We start from the raw sequence: 16,812 nt of genomic DNA on the forward strand, positions 1-16,812 counted from the left end.
CTTCTCGTACGTACGAAGGAGCGGTTGCGACGGGCGGCCGTGCGCGTCGATACCGGCCTCGAGTAAGACTCGATCCGCGTTCCGATTTCGGCCGCGATCCTCGAACGCGGGGCCGGCTACCGATTCAGCGTGTGAATCGCGTGTCCGAGCGCGTTCTCGGCAGCCTCCATCACCGCCTCCGAGAGCGTCGGGTGGGTGTGGATCGTCGAGGCGACGTCCTCGAGGGTGGCGCCCATCTCGATGGCGAGGCCGAGTTCGGCGATCAGTTCCGAAGCCTCGGGGCCGACGATCTGCGCACCGAGGACGAATCCCGACTCCTCGTCGGCGACGATTCTGACGAAGCCGTCGGTCTCGCGGACGGTCAGCGCGCGGCCGCTTGCCCGGAAGGGGAACTGGCCGGTGACGGGAGTGAAGCCCGCTTCCTCGGCCTCGGCTTCGGTCATCCCGACGGTACCGATCTCGGGTTCGGTGAAGACGGCGGCGGGCATCGCCTGGTAGTCGATCGCCGAGGGTTCGCCGGCGATCACCTCGGCGGCGACCTGCCCCTCCGCCGAACCCTTGTGGGCGAGCATCGGTTCGCCGGCCACGTCGCCGACCGCGTAGATGTGCTTCTTGTTCGTACGCGCGCGATCGTCGGTGGGTACGAACCCCCGCTCGTCCGTCTCGACGCCCGCTTCTTCGAGCGAGAGTCCGTCCGTGACGGGCCGGCGACCGACGGCGACCAGCACCTTTTCGGCGTCCAGTTCGAGCGGTTCCTCGTCGGCGTCGGCGGGTTCGGCCTGCTCGGCCCGCTCCTCGCCCTCCTCGGCGTCGACGGGGCGGTCCTGTTCGGGTTCCGCCGCGCCGCCGTCGGCCGCGGCCGCCTCCCGGGCCGGTTCGGCGACGACCCGGATGCCGGCGCCGTGGTCGTACCACTTCGAGGCGGTGTAGCCGAAGTGGAACTCGACGCCGAGTTCCTCGGCGCGCTTCCTGACCGGACGCGAGAGGTCGTCCTCGTACCCCGGGAGGACGTCGTCGAGCATCTCGATCACCGTCACGTCGGTGCCGAGCTTGGCGAAGATTCCCGCCATCTCCATCCCGATGTAGCCCGCGCCGACGATCACGAGCGACTCGGGGACGGACTCGAGGGCGAGCGCCTGCCTCGAGTCGAGGACGGGTTCGTCCGAGAAGTCGAAGTTCGGAATCTCGATCGGCTTCGAACCCGTGGCGACGATGGCGTGTTCGAACTCGAGGCTCTCCGAGCCCTGGCCCTCCCCGCCGTGGGAGACGCGGACGGTGTGTTCGTCCGCGAAGTGGGCGGTTCCCTCGAGGAGGTTGACGCCGTTTGCTTTGCAGAGTTTCTCGACGCCGCCCGTGAGTTGATCCACGACGCCGTCCTTCCAGCCGACCATGGCCGAGAGGTCGATGGCGGGGTCGGCGTGGATGCCAAGCTCCTCGGCGTTGCGGGCGTCGTGGGCGACGTTCGTCGCGCTGATGAGCGCCTTCGAGGGGATGCAGCCGTGGTTCAGGCAGGTTCCGCCGTAGGCGTCCTTTTCGACGAGCGTTACGTCGAGGTCCAGTTGACCGGCGCGGATCGCGGCCACGTAGCCGGCGGGGCCGGCGCCGATGACGAGCACGTCCGTTCCGGTTGCGATGTCTCCGACGACCATTACGCGTACAGATGAGCCCCAGGATACTGTAGGTGTTCCTTGTCGTCCGGTCGAATCGACGTCGGTCGGCGAACTCGAAATCGACCGCCGACCGTCAACCGGGCGACGACCGCAGGACCGAAGGTGACCTGCACAGCCGCCGCGGGCGGGACTGAAAGGGGCTGGCGCTCTCGACGAGCGAGGCGAAGTAAGGACCGCAAGCCCGAAGGGCTGAGGACCGAAGCGAGCCGCAGCCGTCGAGAGCGCCAGGGGCTTTCGAAGCGTTCCTCTCGAAGAGTGGAGCAGCTACAACGCGGTCCTCGCCTGTCGTCCGAACGTTGATGTGGGACGCCGGAGCGAGTACCGACAGGGAGTGACTATGCACGTAGGAATCATCTCCGACACGCACGACAACGTTCCGGCGGTCGAACGGGCGATCGAAATCTTCGTCGAGGAGGGCGTCGAGGTGGTCGTCCACTGCGGGGACTTCATCGCCCCGCTGGTCGTCCCGTACTTCGAGGAATTCGAGGTCCACGGCGTCCTCGGGAACAACGACGGCGAAATCTCTGGCCTCGAGTCGGCCTTCGATTCACTGGGATCGGAGAGCGAACTCCACGGCCGGTTCGCCGAACTCGAGTTCGACGGCCTCTCCTTCGCCGTCCTCCACGGCGAGAGCAAGGCCCAGGTAGACGCTATCGCAGCATCGGAGGAGTACGACTTCGTCTGTTACGGCCACCACCATCGCCGAGAGCACCGTGAAGAGGGGGCGACGACGGTGATCAACCCCGGCGCGCACTTCCCGCCGACGCCCGAGGAGGACCAGACCGTCGCCATCCTCGACACGCTCTCGGAGTCGGTGCGGTTCCGCTCGACGCTCGAGTGAGCGTTCGAGAGGGCGCGATACCCGTCGGATGCCGCCGGAAACTGCGCGGACCAAGGGCTTAACCTCGCCGAGCGAATACGAAGGCGTATGCAGCACGTGAAGATTCCGCAGGACCGCATCGGGGTTCTCATCGGCGAAGGTGGCGAGACGATGCGCGAGATCGAGGCGGAGGCCGAGGTGCGCCTCGACATCGACTCGGAGAACGGGTCGGTCGCCATCGAGACCGTGGGCGATCCCGTGCGCGGGCTCAAGGGCCCCGACATCGTTCGCGCGATCGGCCGCGGATTCGCCCCCGAGGACGCGCTGGCGCTGCTCTCGGACGACATGATGCTGTTCGACGTCGTCGACATCGACGCCGCCTCGCGGAACAAGAACGACCTGAAGCGCAAGAAGGGGCGACTCATCGGCGAGGGCGGCCGAACCCGCGAGCTGATGGAAGAGCTCTCGGGCGCCTCGGTCGTCATCTACGGGACGACGCTGGGCATCATCGGCACGCCGCCGCAGGTCCAGGCGGTCCGCAGCGCCGCCGAGATGCTGCTCGACGGCGCCCCCCACGGCGCCGTCTACTCCTTCCTCGAGGAGAAGCACAACGAGATGAAACACCAGGGGCTGAACTACCACCGCTACCCCGGCAGCCAGTCCTGATCCGCCGCTACGGACGTCCCTGACGCGTTTCGGCCGGTTCTGGTGCGTTTCGACCGGTCCTGACGCACTTCGACCGGTTCTGATGTGTCTCGGCGATCGATCCCGAAACCTCGGGCGTCCGATCTCGTCGCGCCTCCAGGCATCGTTTCGGTGCGTATCGGTTCTCTTCGTTCGACCTCGTCCCCGCGGCCCGGTAGCGGCGCCCAATGCGCTCGGTTCCGCCCCCGTTCGGATCGACCCTCGGAGTCGCCGCGACGTCGGCGGAATTCGTTCCCCGCGAGCGACGTTCGTTCCCGTTCGAATGGCGTGAAAGTCAGCGATACGTATAAATTTCGCGTGAGCTATTACCACACATGGCATCCGAAGTGTCCGGAGAGGGATCGGTACTCGAGCGACTCGGCGCCGCGCTCGCGGTGCGCGTCGAGCGGTGGATGCCCAGTCCGTTCCTGTTCGCGATCCTGCTGACGTACATCGTGTTCGTCGTCGGGATAGCCGGCACGGGGACCGGCCCTGCCGACATGGTGTGGCACTGGTACGACGGCTTCTGGACCTTCCTCGAGTTCGCGATGCAGATGGTCCTGATCCTGATGACTGGGTTCGTCATCGCCTACCACCCGCGGGTGAACGACCTCCTGACGCGACTGACGCGCGTCCCGTCGAACGGGAAGCAGGCGGTCGTGCTCGTCGGCGTCTTCGCGATGATCGTCGGGTGGATCCACTGGGGACTCGGGTTGATCCTGGGTGCGGTCCTCGCCCGCGAGATGGGGAAGACGGCCCACGAGAACGGCGTCGCCCTCCACTACCCGCTCGCGTGCGTCGCCGCGTACATGGGGCTCGGGCTGACCTGGCACTGGGGGCTAGCGGGATCGGCGCCGCTGCTGCTCGCGACGCCGAACAACGACTTCATCGAGGCGGGCGTCCTCGAGGAGACGGTGCCGCTGACCGAGACCGTGATCCACCCCTACGGCCTCGCCCTGACGGTGCTGTCGATCGCTTTTGCGTCGATCGTGCTGTACCTGCTGTCACCCTCGCCCGAGCGGTCGCGAGGGATCGAGGAGTACGTCTCCGAGGACGAGCTCGCCGAGGCGGTCGCCGACGGCGGCGCGAGCGAGGCGACGGTCGAACGCGAGGGCGACGCCGACGCCGTCACCGAGCCCGAGGCCACGGTCCCGGCCGAGCGGATCAACGACAGCCGCGTCCTCGGCGGCCTCATCGCGCTGACCGGCGTCGCCGTCGTCGCCTACAGCCTCGCGTTCGCCGGACTCGAGGTGCTCAACATCAACTTCGTCAACTTCGCGATGCTGTTCGCCGGCCTGCTGGTCTACCAGCGTCCGCAGTACTACCGCGAGCGGTTCGGCGAGGCGGCGACCGCCGCCGCCGGGATCATCCTCCTCTTCCCGTTCTTCGCGGGGATTCAGGGGATGATGACCGGGTCGGGTCTCGCGACCGAAATCGCGGAGGCCCTGCTCGCCGTCTCCTCGCCGGAGACGTTCCCGGTCGCCGCCTGGGTCGCGGCGGCCGTCGTCAACCTGTTCGTCCCCTCCGGGGGCGGCGAGTGGATCGTCCTCGGGCCGTCGGTGCTCGAGGCCGCCCAGGCCCAGGGGATTTCGGTCGGCCAGGCGACGATGGCCTACGCCGTCGGGGACGCGCACACGAACCTGCTGAACCCGTTCTGGGCGCTGCCGCTGCTCGCGATCACCGAGATCCGGGCCCGCGAGATGTTCGGGTACGCCATCGCGATGCTCCTGGCGCTGATCCCGTTCCTCGCGGTCGTCCTGTACCTCGTCCCGTACTGATTTGAGAACGCGCGACGATTGTCCTCCTCGACTCTGATGCGCCGACCCTACTACGGCTGGATCGTCGTCCTCGCGTGCTTCCTCGGGACGTTCGTCGTCTTCGGCCTCTCGTACTCCTTCGGCGTCTTCCTGGAGCGGATGGCGACGGACTTCGAGCGTTCGAACGCCGTGACGACGCTCGCCTTCGGCGTCCAGACGCTGTTCCTCTACGTGGGCGCGTCGCTGGTGGGGGTGTTCGTCGACCGGGTCGGCGCCCGGCGGGCCCTCACAGCGGGTGCGGCCGTCCTCTGTCTGGGCCTCGTCTGGACGAGTCGGGCGACCTCGCTGTTCGCCGTCGTCCTCGCCTACGGCGTCGTCACGGGGATCGGCATGAGCGTCGTCTACGTCGTCGCCTACGCGACGGTCCCGCGGTGGTTCGACCGCAGGGCCGGGTTCGCCGGCGGGGTGGCCTCCGCGGGCCTCGGGATCGGCATGCTCGTCGTCGCGCCGGCGGCGACCGCGCTGATCGACCGCGTCGGCTGGCGGACGGCGTTCCTCGTCCTCGCCGGCCTCGTCGCCGCGTTGTTGCTCCTCGCCACGGCGCTGATCCGCGACGAGCCCACGGCCGAGACGGTCCCGCCGTCGGAGTTCGCCCGGAGCGACGGGGCGCTCGAGGGAGAGGGCGACGGGGCGTCCGAAGCTCCCTCGAGGACCCTCCGGTCGCAACTCGAGGACGTCCTCGCGGTCGCGCGCTCGCCGTCGTTCGGCCTGCTGTTCGCGGGCTGGGTGTGCATCTACGCCACGATGTACGTCGTCTTCGTCCACCTCGTCGTGTACGCGACCGACCTCGGCCTGTCGCGGGCGGCCGGCGCGACGGCGCTCGGGGTGATCGGCGGGGCGAACGCGGTCGGGCGGGTGGGGATCGGCTACGTCTCCGACCACCTCGGCCGGGCCCGGGTCTTCGCCGGGTGCTCCGCCACGATGGGACTGGCGACGCTCGCGCTGCCGGCGATCGACGCGACGCTCGCGCTGTACGCCTTCGCGCTCGTCTTCGGCCTCGCCTACGGCGGCAACGGGGCGCTCCTCGCGCCGCTGACCGGCGACCTGTTCGGACGGGGGAACCTGAGCGCCGTCTTCGGGCTGATCTCCGGGGCCTTCGCGATCACGGGGCTGGTGTCGCCGTACCTCGCCGGCGTCGCCTCCGACGCTCTCGGCAGCTACGATCCCGCGTTCGTCGTCGCCGGACTCGCCGCGCTCGTCGGCGCGGGTGCGGTCCTCGCGGCCGACCGCCTCGCGTCGCCGTAGCCGTCAGCCACCGCGCCTCGAGTCGACGCGAATCGGGATGTCCTGCGATCGTCACGATCCGTGACTCGAGCGATCGGCCCCTCTCCGACAGCGGTGCAGGAGGCGAGAAAACCAATATAAAAAGGCGACGCTACATCTCAAATTCGTGGGCGTTCCCGGCCGAGTCTTGCGATTTCGCGACACCGACACCAAAAGATCTATATAGAATAGCAAACAATCTGTCTCTGACCATGGCACAACAGATGGGCAACCAGCCCCTCATCGTTCTCTCGGAGGAGAGCCAGCGGACCTCCGGAAAAGACGCACAGTCGATGAACATTACGGCCGGCAAGGCCGTGGCGGAGGCCGTACGGACCACGCTCGGTCCGAAGGGGATGGACAAGATGCTCGTCGACTCGACGGGCTCGGTCGTCGTCACCAACGACGGCGTCACGATCCTCTCGGAGATGGACATCGACCACCCGGCGGCCAACATGATCGTCGAGGTCGCCGAGACCCAGGAGGACGAGGTCGGCGACGGCACCACCTCCGCGGTCGTCGTCAGCGGCGAGCTCCTGAAGCGCGCCGAGGAGCTCATCGACCAGGACATCCACGCCACCACGCTCACCCAGGGCTACCGCCAGGCCGCCGAGAAGGCCCGCGAGGCGCTCGACGAGATCGCCATCGACGTCGACGAGGACGACGACGAGATCCTGCGCGAGATCGCCGCCACGGCGATGACCGGCAAGGGCGCAGAGAGCGCCCGCGACCTGCTCTCGGAACTCGTCGTCGACGCCGTCCGCGCGGTCGCCGACGACGACGGCATCGACACTGACAACGTCAAAGTCGAGAAGGTCGTCGGCGGCTCCATCGACAACTCCGAGCTCGTCGAGGGCGTCATCATCGACAAGGAGCGCGTCTCCGAGAACATGCCCTACTTCGCCGAGGACGCCAACGTCGCCATCGTCGACGGCGCCCTCGAGATCAAGGAGACCGAGATCGACGCCGAGGTCAACGTCACCGACCCCGACCAGCTCCAGCAGTTCTTGGACCAGGAGGAGGCCCAGCTCAAGGAGATGGTCGACCACCTCGTCGACGTCGGCGCCGACGTCGTCTTCGTCGACAAGGGCATCGACGACATGGCCCAGCACTACCTCGCCAAGGAGGGCATCATCGCCGTCCGCCGCGTGAAATCGAGCGACGCCAAGCGGCTGGCCCGCGCCACCGGCGCCCGCCCAGTCTCCAACGTCGAGGACATCTCCGAGGACGACCTCGGCTTCGCGGGCAGCGTCGCCCAGCGCGACATCGCCGGCGACCAGCGCATCTTCGTCGAGGACGTCGAGGACGCCAAGGCCGTCACCCTCATCCTCCGCGGCGGCACCGAGCACGTCATCGACGAGGTCGACCGCGCCATCGAGGACTCCCTCGGCGTCGTCCGCTCGACCATCGAGGACGGCAAGGTGCTCGCCGGCGGCGGCGCCCCCGAGATCGAGCTCTCGCTCGCCCTCCGCGACTACGCCGACTCCGTCGGCGGCCGCGAGCAACTCGCCATCGAGTCGTTCGCCGACGCCCTCGAGGTTATCCCGCGCACGCTGGCCGAGAACGCGGGGCTGGACCCCATCGACTCGCTCGTGGAGCTGCGCAGCGCCCACGACGGCGGCGACACGGCCGCCGGCCTCGACGCCTACACCGGCGAGGTCATCGACATGGGTGACGAGGGCGTCTACGAACCCCTCCGCATCAAGACCCAGGCGATCGAGTCCGCCACCGAGGCCGCCGTCATGCTGCTGCGCATCGACGACGTCATCGCCGCCGGCGATCTGAAAGGCGGTAGCTCCGACGACGACGAGGACGACATGGACATGCCCGGCGGTGCCGGCGGCATGGGCGGTATGGGCGGCATGGGCGGCGGTATGGGCGGCATGATGTAAAACTAAATTTTGCTCTGCGGGCCAGCGAAGCTGGCCCTCGGCAAATTTCGTACAAAAGCCTCCTCCCTTCCCTCCGCTCACTCCGTTCGCTCCGGGTCGGTCGTCGGCCCGAGCGCGTTGCGCTCGGAGAACGCCTCACTCGGGTTCTCCGAACCGCTCGTTCGACGAGAGGGGATGCCTAAGGACGTTCGTCTGAGCGGGAATCAGCGTCGGTCCATTTTCTTCGATCTTCATCGCGAGTCAGGTTCGGCCGGATTCAGTTCGACCACGGCGCGGCGTTCCGAGCGGCTCGAGTGCGCATCGTCACCGGTTCGCTCCCTCCGCGTCGATTCAGGCGAACTAAGTAGTTTCCCGCAATATTCGCCAGTATGCACACGCTTCTCCTGGACAGCGACGACGTCGACGAGAACGCCCGGATGGCCGAGGTCATCGGGGCCGTCGAGGAGGCGTTCGCCGCCTTCGAGCGCGGCGACACGCAGATGCCGGCCAAATCCTACATCGACTTACCGCAGTACAACGGCGACTTCCGGTCGATGCCCGCGTATCTGGATACGGGCGACTGGGACGCCGCCGGGCTGAAGTGGGTCAACGTTCACCCCGACAACCCCGAGGACCACGATCTGCCGACGGTGCTGGGAACGATGATCTACTCCGACCCCGAGACGGCGTTCCCGCTCGCGATCATGGACGGGACGACCCTCACGATGAAGCGAACCGGGGCCGCCGCGGCCGTCGCCACCGACCACCTCGCCGTCGAGGACGCCTCGAGCCTCGGCATCGTCGGCGCGGGCGTCCAGTCGTACACCCAGCTCGAGGCCATCTCGGCGGTGCGTCCGATCGAGGAGGTCGTCGTGAGCGATCTGGACGAGGATCGGGTGCAGCGGTTCGTCGACGCCTTCGATGACCGGTTCGACGTCCGCGGCGGTTCGATCGCCGAGGCCGGCCACTGCGACGTGCTCTCGACGGTGACCCCCGTCGAGGAGCCCATCGTCTCGCTCGAGGACGTCGGCGAGCGAACCCACGTCAACGCCATCGGCGCCGACGCCGAGGGAAAACACGAACTCGCGGACGAGTTGCTCGAGGCGGCAACCGTCGTGATCGACGATCACGAGCAGTGTACCCACTCGGGGGAGATCAACGTCCCCTACGCCGAAGGGGTCCTGACCGACGAGGACATTCACGCCGAGATCGGCGAGATCGTCGTCGGCGCGAAGGAGGGGCGAACGGCGGAGACGGGAGTAACGGTGTTCGACTCGACGGGGCTGGCGATCCAGGACGTCGCGGCCGCCCGCGTCGTCTACGAGCGCGCGCTCGAGGACGAGGAGGGGACGCCGTTCGACCTGGTCGGCGCCGAGCGGTGATCGCGACGGCGTCGGTTCGCGGGGACGGGCCTCAGTCGGACAACCGCCTGGGAACCGACCCCGTCATCGGCAGTTCCGCGCAGTAGTGGACGACCGGCTCGCCGACCGGCGACGGGAGGCCGGCGGCCTCGAAGAGCGTGTTCTCGCGGATCGTTAGCTCGGCCGGCTGGAGCGGCCACGGATCGTGAGCGATCTCCGCCGCCAGAACGCCCTCGGCTTCGGGCGCGTAGAAGCGACGGCGCTCGACCAGCCAGTAGGCCAGGGAGTCCGGCTCCGCGGGCGACGGGCTCGCGTCGGGGTCTGGGCGGTACGTGGCGACGAATCGGGCGGCCCCCTCGTCATCGAGGCGCTCCGACCGCGCGCGTTCGTACCGTCGTCGGCGCACGCTCGAGAACGAGACGGTCTCCTCGTCGGAACTCGCGTGCATCCGCGCGTAGTAAACCGGCAGGCGGGTCGTCCGACCGACGAGCGCGGCGAGTAGCGGACTCCCGAGGTCGATGCTGAAGAAGAAGAGGCCGGGATCCCCGCGGTACCGCACGTAGGTCCGGACGTTGAGTTCGGGGAACGCGGTTCGGGTGAGCGGCGGCGTCCCGCGAACGCCGACGTTCGCGAGCACGAACGGCACGACGCTGAGCCACGCCCGCCCGTCGTACGTCTCGAGCGTCAGCGGCTCCGGCACGTGCGGTCGAAGCTCGTCCGGATCGACGGGCCAGTGGGCGAACAGCCCGTCGCGGACGGTCATCGAGGCGACGTGCGGGGCCGTCGGTCGCCCTCGCCGCCTCGACGCCGACGACCGCGATCGGTCGTCCCCGGTTCCGCTCGTCTCGCGCTCGTCGCCTGCGAACCGCCATCGAAAGGGATCCGTGCGTCGGTCGGTCATGTCGAACTCGAGGGAGTGCCCACCGGTACGACCTCGAGGCGTATAGTCGTACTAGATAGCTGTCAAAACCGATGGTGGTTCCGCCGGGTCGATGCGGAACGAACTCGCGCCGTGACAGAAAGCGGTGCGGTCGAATTGATTCCGAGCGGGAGTGTGCGGTGTATCGAAGCGTCGAACTCTGGTCAGTCGGCCGAGACGTTCGACCCGAACTCAGTCGGCCGAAACGTCCGGATCGGACTCAGTCGGCGTCTGGCGTCTTCCGAATCGTGACGTCCGCGCTCGCGTCGGAGCCGTCGCCGTTGGAGCCGGCGGCCCCAGAATCGCCGCTCGAGTCGTCGCCGAGCAGTTGATCGACGGCGTCGGATCCGCGCAGGAGGAGGACGCCGAACCCGATGCGCGTGAGGACGTCGAGGTAGCTGGCGACGAAGACCCCGCCGAAGGCGTCGAGCAGGCCGAATCCCTGCCGCGTCGAGAGGCCGAGGACGAGGTAGATCAGCCACAGCAGCAACAGCAGGTTGCGCAGTTGTCCGAACAGGAGCGCGCGCTCGCCGGTCTGTCGGCGCGCTCGCCGGGAGATCGGTCCGACGAGCAGGGCGACGACGCCGAACAGACAGACGAACGTGGCGAGATTCGCCGCGTACTGCTCCGGCGGCGTCAGGAAGAACGCCCCGACCGTCGCGCCGATCCAGGCGACCGTGAGGACGTTGACGGCGACCAGTTGCCGCCGCGTCGCGCCGCCGACGATCGCCGCGACCGTGACCATGATCGGGGCCGTCACGACGTAGTCGCCGTAGCGGCTCATGGGGATCGGCTGGCCGCCGGGCGTCGTGTACCGAAGGAGTTCGATCGACATCCCGAAGTACCCGAGCGCGAGCGTCCCGCAGACGATCGGCACGGGGAGGTAGTACCTGCGCTTCCCGGCAGGCATCCGGGCGACCCAGCCGAGGAACAGCACCGTCGCCGCGATCATCACGTAGAACACGATTCGGTACATCTGTAGCTCGGGGATCATCGGCTCTCACCCCCGTCGATCGGGGCGGCGGTCGGGCCCGTCTCGAGGTCCGCCGAAACGGAGAACTCGTCGACGGCCGCCGCCAGGGCCGTCGCCCGCCGGTCGAGGCGGATCGCCTCGTTCGAGACGTCGGTGATGGTCGCCGTGGTCTCCTCGGCGGCCGCGGCGACCCGCTGGGCCTGCGACGTCGTCTCCGAGGCGACGCTCGCGACGTCCCGGACGATGGTCGTCAGCTCCTCGGCGGAGTTCGCCTGCTCGTCGGTCGCGTCGTCGATCTCCTGGACGCCGGCGTCCACCTGTTCGATGCCCCTCGCGATGCGGTCGAGGGTCTCCGAGAGGGAGGCGACCCGGTCGGCCGCCGAGCCGATCGCAACCTCGGTCTCCTCGATCCGCGTCGCGCTCTCGGTCGCCCGCCGCTGTATCGATTCGATCATCCGTTCGACGTCCTCGACCGCGTCCTGCGTCTCCGCGGCGAGTTCCTTGACCTCGTCAGCGACCGCCTGGAAGCCGCCGCCCTCGCTCGTCGCGCTCTCGGACCGCGCGGACTCGATCGCCGCGTTCAGCGCCAGCATGTTCGTCTGGCCGGCGATCTCGTCGATCAGCTCGACGATCTCCTGGATTCGCTCGGCCTCCTCGTCGAGCGCGCGGATCGTCTCCGCGGCGGACTCGGTTCGGTCGCTGGCCTCGCGCATCTCCTCGGTCGTCTCCGCGGCCGCCCGCCGACCGTCGGTCGCGAGCGTGTCGACCGCCGCCGACTGGTCGGCGATGGTGCTCGTCGCCGCGGCGACCTCCTCGACCGTCGCCGACAGTTCGTTGACCTCGGCCGTCGCCGTCTCGAGGTCCTCGGCCTGCGTCGAGGAGCCGTCGGAGATCTCCTGAATCGAGCCGCTCACCGCCTCGCTGGCCCGGCGGATCTCTGCGGAGCTGCTCTGAAACTCCGTGCTCATCGCCGCGACCTCCGCGGAGACGCGCTTGACCTGCGTGACCGCCCGCTCGAGGTCGGCGACCATCTCGTTGAACGCCTCGGCGATCGCGACCATCGCCTCGTGGTCCGATTCGGGCTCGAGCCGGCGCTCGAGGTCGCCGTCGGCGCAGGCCGCCATGACCTCGCCGAAACGCTCGGCTTCGGCCTCGAGTTCGCGATTCCGACGCTCGGTTTCGCGCTGGGCAGCGCGGGCGCGTTCGCGCTCGTCCTCCAGTTCCGACAGGGTTTGCGAGAGCGAGTCGCGCATCGACGCGAACGAGTCGTAGAGGGTGCCGACCTCGTCGATCCGTCCGGTCTCGAAGCCGACCTCGAGGTCGCCCTCGCCCATCCGCTCGGCCTTGCCCGCGAGCTGGCGGAGCTTCAGGGAGAGGTTGCCCCCGATCACGATCCAGACGAGGCCGAGCTGGATGACGAAGACGAACAGGAGCGCGGCCAGACCCGACGTCGCGGCGTTCAGGGGTCCGTAGACGTCGGACTCGAGTCCGTACGTCGTCACCGTCATCGCCGACTCGCCGTCGCCGATCGTCGCCGCGGTGGCGGCGTACTCGATATCGGAGTCCGCCGGCGTGCCCGTGACGACCTCGCCCGCGTCTGGCGAGAGCGCCTCGAGGATCGCGTCGTCGCCGTCGTCGCCCTCCTCGCCGGTCGAGAGGATGCGCTCGCCCGACGCGTCGGTAACGATCGTCCGTCGATCGTCGGCGTCGGACTCGAGGACGGACGCGAGCGCGTCAGTCGGGACCGAGACGGCGACGTAACGTTCGCCGTCCGAACCGGCCGAATCCGCCGGAACGGGTTCGACGAACGTCAGCACCGACCGATCGGCCGACAGCCCGTCGTGGGGCGCAGTCGGCCCGTCCGTCGCGCCGTCGACCTCGGCCGCGTCGAAGAGGTTCTCCCCCTCCGCCTCGTCCCCGCTGCTCGCGAGAACGTCGCCGTCGCCGTCGAGGTAGTGGATCTCGGCGACCCGATCCTCGCGGTCGGTCCGCGCCTCGGCGAGCCGGTCGTCGATCTCGTCCGGATTCCCGTCCCGGACGGTCGCGTCCGACGCCAACCCGGCCGCCGTCTCGGCGTTCGTCTCCAGCCACCGGTCGGCGACCTCGCTACGGTCCGTGACCCCGTCGCTGAAGCGTTCTTCCGCCGCCGGGCCGACCTCGCCCGACACGTGTCCGAAAAAGAGTCCCGCGACCGCGACCGTCATCACCACGACGGCCACGAACAGCAGGCCGATCTTCACGCTGTACGTTCGCCTGAGTCCGTCCGGAAGCGCCTCCTCGAGTGCCATACTGAGTGGTATCGATGACGAGTAGTCGCTGACTACCCCCGCCTCTACGTGAGGTGGAAACTCCAGTACGATGAATCTATCGGATACGTATATTTTCTTTCTAACGGAACATTAACTCTCGAAATCACGTTGAATTAGCGCTTCGCTCGGCGGATCGACGACCGCGTTCGTCCCGGCAGAGATATCCCGAGGCTGAGAGGAGAGTGAACGACGTACCGAACGGCGGGCGGGGAACGACGCGGAGCCCTCAGGTCGGCGCTACTCGAGGTGGATCGCCGGGCGGAACGGCTGGGCGTGTCGGGCCTTGTCCGCGGGGTCGACCGGATCGGCGTCCTCCGCGTAGACCACCACGCCGGCGTCGAACTCGCGGGCGAGGAAGTCGGCCGCGTCCTCGTAGACCGCCCCCTCGTCGACCGCGGCCAGCGCCTCGAGGGTCTCCTCGTCGCGCTCGCGCACGAAGGAAACGAGGTCGCCGACGAGGTCGTTGACGGCGTCGCCCTTCTCGCGGAGTTCCTCGTTCTGCATGACCCGACCCATCACGGCTCCCTGATTCGGACCCTCGTCGACGACCGTCTCGAAGACGGTCCGCTTCCAGTCGGCGGCGACGTAGAGGCGGATCATCTCGGGATCGGTCTCGGTGACGTCGACGATGTCGCGGACGTCCTCCAGGGCGTTCCGAACCAGTTTTTCCTCGGCTACGACCGTCGGATCCTCGAACTCCGGCACCGGTTCGGGCCACGGGACGTCCTCGGCCGGTTCGCCCGTCAGGCGCTCGTGGAGTTCGTTCGCCATGAACGGAACGAAGGGTGCGAGCAGGCGCAGGCGGGTCTCGAGGACCGTCCGGAGGGTCCACCGCGCTCCCGACCGTTCGAGGTCGGCGCGCCGGCGGTACCACTTCAGGTGCTCCTCGAACCGGTAGAAGGCGGTCTGGCTCGCGGCGCGGGTCTCGAAGCGCTCCATCGAGTCGGTGACCTCCCGAACGGTCTCTTGCAGTTTGGCTAGCAGCCAGCGGTCGACGCGCTCTAAGTCGCGCTCGCCTTCGGGTGCGTCAATGATCTCCTCAGCGCGGTTCCAGAACCGCTCGAGCTGGTCGCGGGTCGCGCCCACCTCGTCGGCCCGCCAGTCGTAGTCCTGCCACGGCTCGGAGCTGTTGAGCAGGAAGAAGCGGACGGTGTCGGCGCCGTACTCCTCGATGGCCTCGCCGGGGAGGACGACGTGGCCCTTCGAGGAGCTCATCTTCTCACCCTCGAGCAGGCCCATCCCCATGCTGGTGATCCCCTGCGGCCACTTCTCCTCCTCGAACAGTTCGGCGTGGTGGTAGAGGAAGAAGGTCAGGTGGTTCGAGATGAGGTCGTTCGCCGAGCAGCGGTAGTCGACGGGGTACCAGTAGTCCCACGCCTCGCGAAGCTCGAGGGCCGTCTCGTTCGGCTCGTCGACCGCCTCGGGGCCGTAGAACAGCGCGTCGAAGAACTCGGGCGTGAGCTCATCGACCGGGACGTCCGCGATCCGGTCGGCGATCGTGTAGTACGACATGTAGATCGTCGAATCGGAGAGCGGCTCGATGACGAAGTCGTCGTCCCACGGCAGCCTCGTTCCCAGGCCGTAGTTGCGGATGCACGGCCACTCCTCGAGCCAGCCCACCGTGTGCTCGTACTGCTCGCGGGTGTTCTCGGGGATGGCGTCCAGTTGCCGGATTGCTTCGAGGGTCTTCTCGCGCCACGCCTCGTCGTTGTACCGCAGGAACCAGGTCTCCTGCTCGGAAACCTCGACGTCGCCGCCGCAGCGACAGATCACCTCCTCGGTGAAGTCGTACATCGTGTCGAACGCCTCGCGCTCGACGTAGTGGGCCTTCAGTTCGTCCCGGACGTCCTCGATCACCTCGCCGGCGAACTCGCCGTACGCCTCGATCAGTTCCCCCTGGTGGAACTCGCGATTGTAGAGCTCCTGGGTGGCCTCGTGGACGGCCGGGTCGCTCGAGGACTCGACGCCGTGGGCCTCGAGGGCCTCCTTGGCGGGGAACTCGCCGTAGCCTTCGATCGTCAGGATCGCGCGGGGTTCGATCGCACGCACCTCCGCCGGGTCGAGGCCGTACTCGGTCAACTCGTCCGCGCGATCTTTGGCCTCCCGCAGGGCGATCCAGTCGTCGGGCGAGTGGGCAGGGACGGACATGACGACGCCCGTCGCGTTGTCGGTGTCGACGAACTCGGCCGGGAGGACGACGATGTCCTCGTCGGTCACCGGGTTCCGCACCCGTCGGCCGACGAGGTCGGCGCCCTCGAACGTCTCCTCGACCTGGACGTCGTGGGCCTGCAACTCGAGCTTCTCCGTGGCCTCGACGGAGACGATCCACTCCTCGCCGTCTACGCTGGCGCGGGCGTACTCCGCCTCGGGGTCGACGTAGGCGTTGGTGACCCCGCGGACCGTCTCGGGCCGGAGGGTGGCCATCGGGTAGACGGCCTCGTCGTCGGAGAACTTGATGAGCGTATACTCCTGGAACTCGGCCGTTTCGCCCTCGAGCAGGTCGTGGGTCGTCACCGGCTGCTCCTCGTTCGTGCAGTAGTTGACCGGGTGCAGCCCCTTCTCGAGCAGCCCGCGCTCCTCGAGGGTCTCGTACTGCCAGGTGATGAACTTCGAGTAGCGCTCGTCCTCGGTGGTGAACTCCCGGCGCCAGTCGATCGAGAGTCCAAGCTGCTTCATCCCCTTCTTGTAGTGCTCCTCGATGAAGTAGCGGGCGAAGCCCATCGGGGTCTCGAGGTCCGTCAGCGTCTCCTCGGGGACGTTGTAGGTGTCCCGCAGGACCGAGAGCTGTTTCTCCTCGCCCTTCTTCAGGCGCTCGACGGCGCCGATGATCGGCGTCCCGGTGACGTGCCAGCCGATCGGGAAGAGGACGTTGTCGCCCTGCTGGCGGCGGTATCGCGCGTAAACGTCGGGAACGGTGTACGTGCGGGCGTGCCCGATGTGCATCCCGCCGCTGGGATACGGGTAGGGAACCGTCACGAACGTCGCGTCGTCCGGATCTCGCTCGTCGGGGTCGGCCTCGTACCGGCCCGACTCGGCCCAGCGCTCCCGCCACTCGGCCTCGAGTTCCTGCGGGTCGTAACTCATGGGCGCTCATTGTGTGGGACGGGGTAAAAGCACTACCACAT

At 68.1% G+C, this 16,812-nt stretch carries 11 protein-coding genes; 6 read left to right on the forward strand and 5 right to left on the reverse strand.

All coding sequences use genetic code 11. The annotated features are described in order from the left end of the window. Nucleotides 1-116: 116 nt before the first annotated feature. Nucleotides 117-1,649 (reverse strand): dihydrolipoyl dehydrogenase family protein, encoded by a 1,533-nt coding sequence (locus RJT68_RS18065; RefSeq protein WP_407037917.1) that lies wholly within the window; start codon nucleotides 1,647-1,649, stop codon nucleotides 117-119. 358 nt (nucleotides 1,650-2,007) lie between these two features. On the opposite strand from RJT68_RS18065, the gene RJT68_RS18070 reads away from it, so the two are divergent. The 6 genes from RJT68_RS18070 (at nucleotide 2,008) to RJT68_RS18095 (ending at nucleotide 9,507) form a co-directional block, all read left to right on the forward strand. Next, a complete protein-coding gene (locus tag RJT68_RS18070; protein WP_407037918.1) occupies nucleotides 2,008-2,511 on the forward strand; it encodes a YfcE family phosphodiesterase in 504 nt (167 codons plus the stop codon). 87 nt (nucleotides 2,512-2,598) lie between these two features. Further along, nucleotides 2,599-3,156, forward strand: a complete 558-nt coding sequence (locus tag RJT68_RS18075) for a KH domain-containing protein (protein WP_407037919.1) — start codon at nucleotides 2,599-2,601, stop codon at nucleotides 3,154-3,156. A gap of 353 nt (nucleotides 3,157-3,509) precedes the next feature. Next, on the forward strand, nucleotides 3,510-4,952 hold the full coding sequence (locus RJT68_RS18080) for a short-chain fatty acid transporter (protein WP_407037920.1): 1,443 nt from the start codon (nucleotides 3,510-3,512) through the stop codon (nucleotides 4,950-4,952). Nucleotides 4,953-4,988: 36 nt separating this feature from the next. Then, nucleotides 4,989-6,236, forward strand: a complete 1,248-nt coding sequence (locus tag RJT68_RS18085; RefSeq protein ID WP_407037921.1) for an MFS transporter — start codon at nucleotides 4,989-4,991, stop codon at nucleotides 6,234-6,236. Between the two features lie 242 nt (nucleotides 6,237-6,478). Then, a complete protein-coding gene (thsA, locus tag RJT68_RS18090; RefSeq protein WP_407040406.1) occupies nucleotides 6,479-8,146 on the forward strand; it encodes a thermosome subunit alpha in 1,668 nt (555 codons plus the stop codon). Nucleotides 8,147-8,514: 368 nt separating this feature from the next. Next, nucleotides 8,515-9,507 carry an ornithine cyclodeaminase family protein gene (locus RJT68_RS18095; protein ID WP_407037922.1) on the forward strand — a complete coding sequence of 331 codons (993 nt, stop codon included), beginning with the start codon at nucleotides 8,515-8,517 and terminating at the stop codon, nucleotides 9,505-9,507. Between the two features lie 31 nt (nucleotides 9,508-9,538). Here the strand turns inward: RJT68_RS18095 and RJT68_RS18100 are convergent, their stop codons facing one another. The 4 genes from RJT68_RS18100 to leuS all read right to left on the reverse strand — a co-directional run bounded on the left by RJT68_RS18100 (nucleotide 9,539) and on the right by leuS (nucleotide 16,771). Next, nucleotides 9,539-10,387: a YqjF family protein gene (locus RJT68_RS18100; protein WP_407037923.1), complete on the reverse strand. Its 849-nt coding sequence runs from the start codon at nucleotides 10,385-10,387 to the stop codon at nucleotides 9,539-9,541. Between the two features lie 238 nt (nucleotides 10,388-10,625). After that, nucleotides 10,626-11,399: a bacteriorhodopsin gene (locus RJT68_RS18105; protein ID WP_407037924.1), complete on the reverse strand. Its 774-nt coding sequence runs from the start codon at nucleotides 11,397-11,399 to the stop codon at nucleotides 10,626-10,628. Next, entirely contained in the window at nucleotides 11,396-13,666 is a 2,271-nt protein-coding gene (locus RJT68_RS18110; protein ID WP_407037925.1) for a methyl-accepting chemotaxis protein, read from the reverse strand. The genes RJT68_RS18105 and RJT68_RS18110 overlap by 4 nt, the downstream gene beginning before the upstream one ends. A gap of 258 nt (nucleotides 13,667-13,924) precedes the next feature. Then, complete coding sequence (leuS, locus tag RJT68_RS18115) at nucleotides 13,925-16,771, reverse strand: leucine--tRNA ligase (protein ID WP_407037926.1); 2,847 nt, start codon at nucleotides 16,769-16,771, stop codon at nucleotides 13,925-13,927. Between the last annotated feature and the right edge of the window lie 41 nt (nucleotides 16,772-16,812).

Source organism: Halovalidus salilacus (genome assembly GCF_031852275.1).
Classification (GTDB): domain Archaea; phylum Halobacteriota; class Halobacteria; order Halobacteriales; family Natrialbaceae; genus Halovalidus; species Halovalidus salilacus.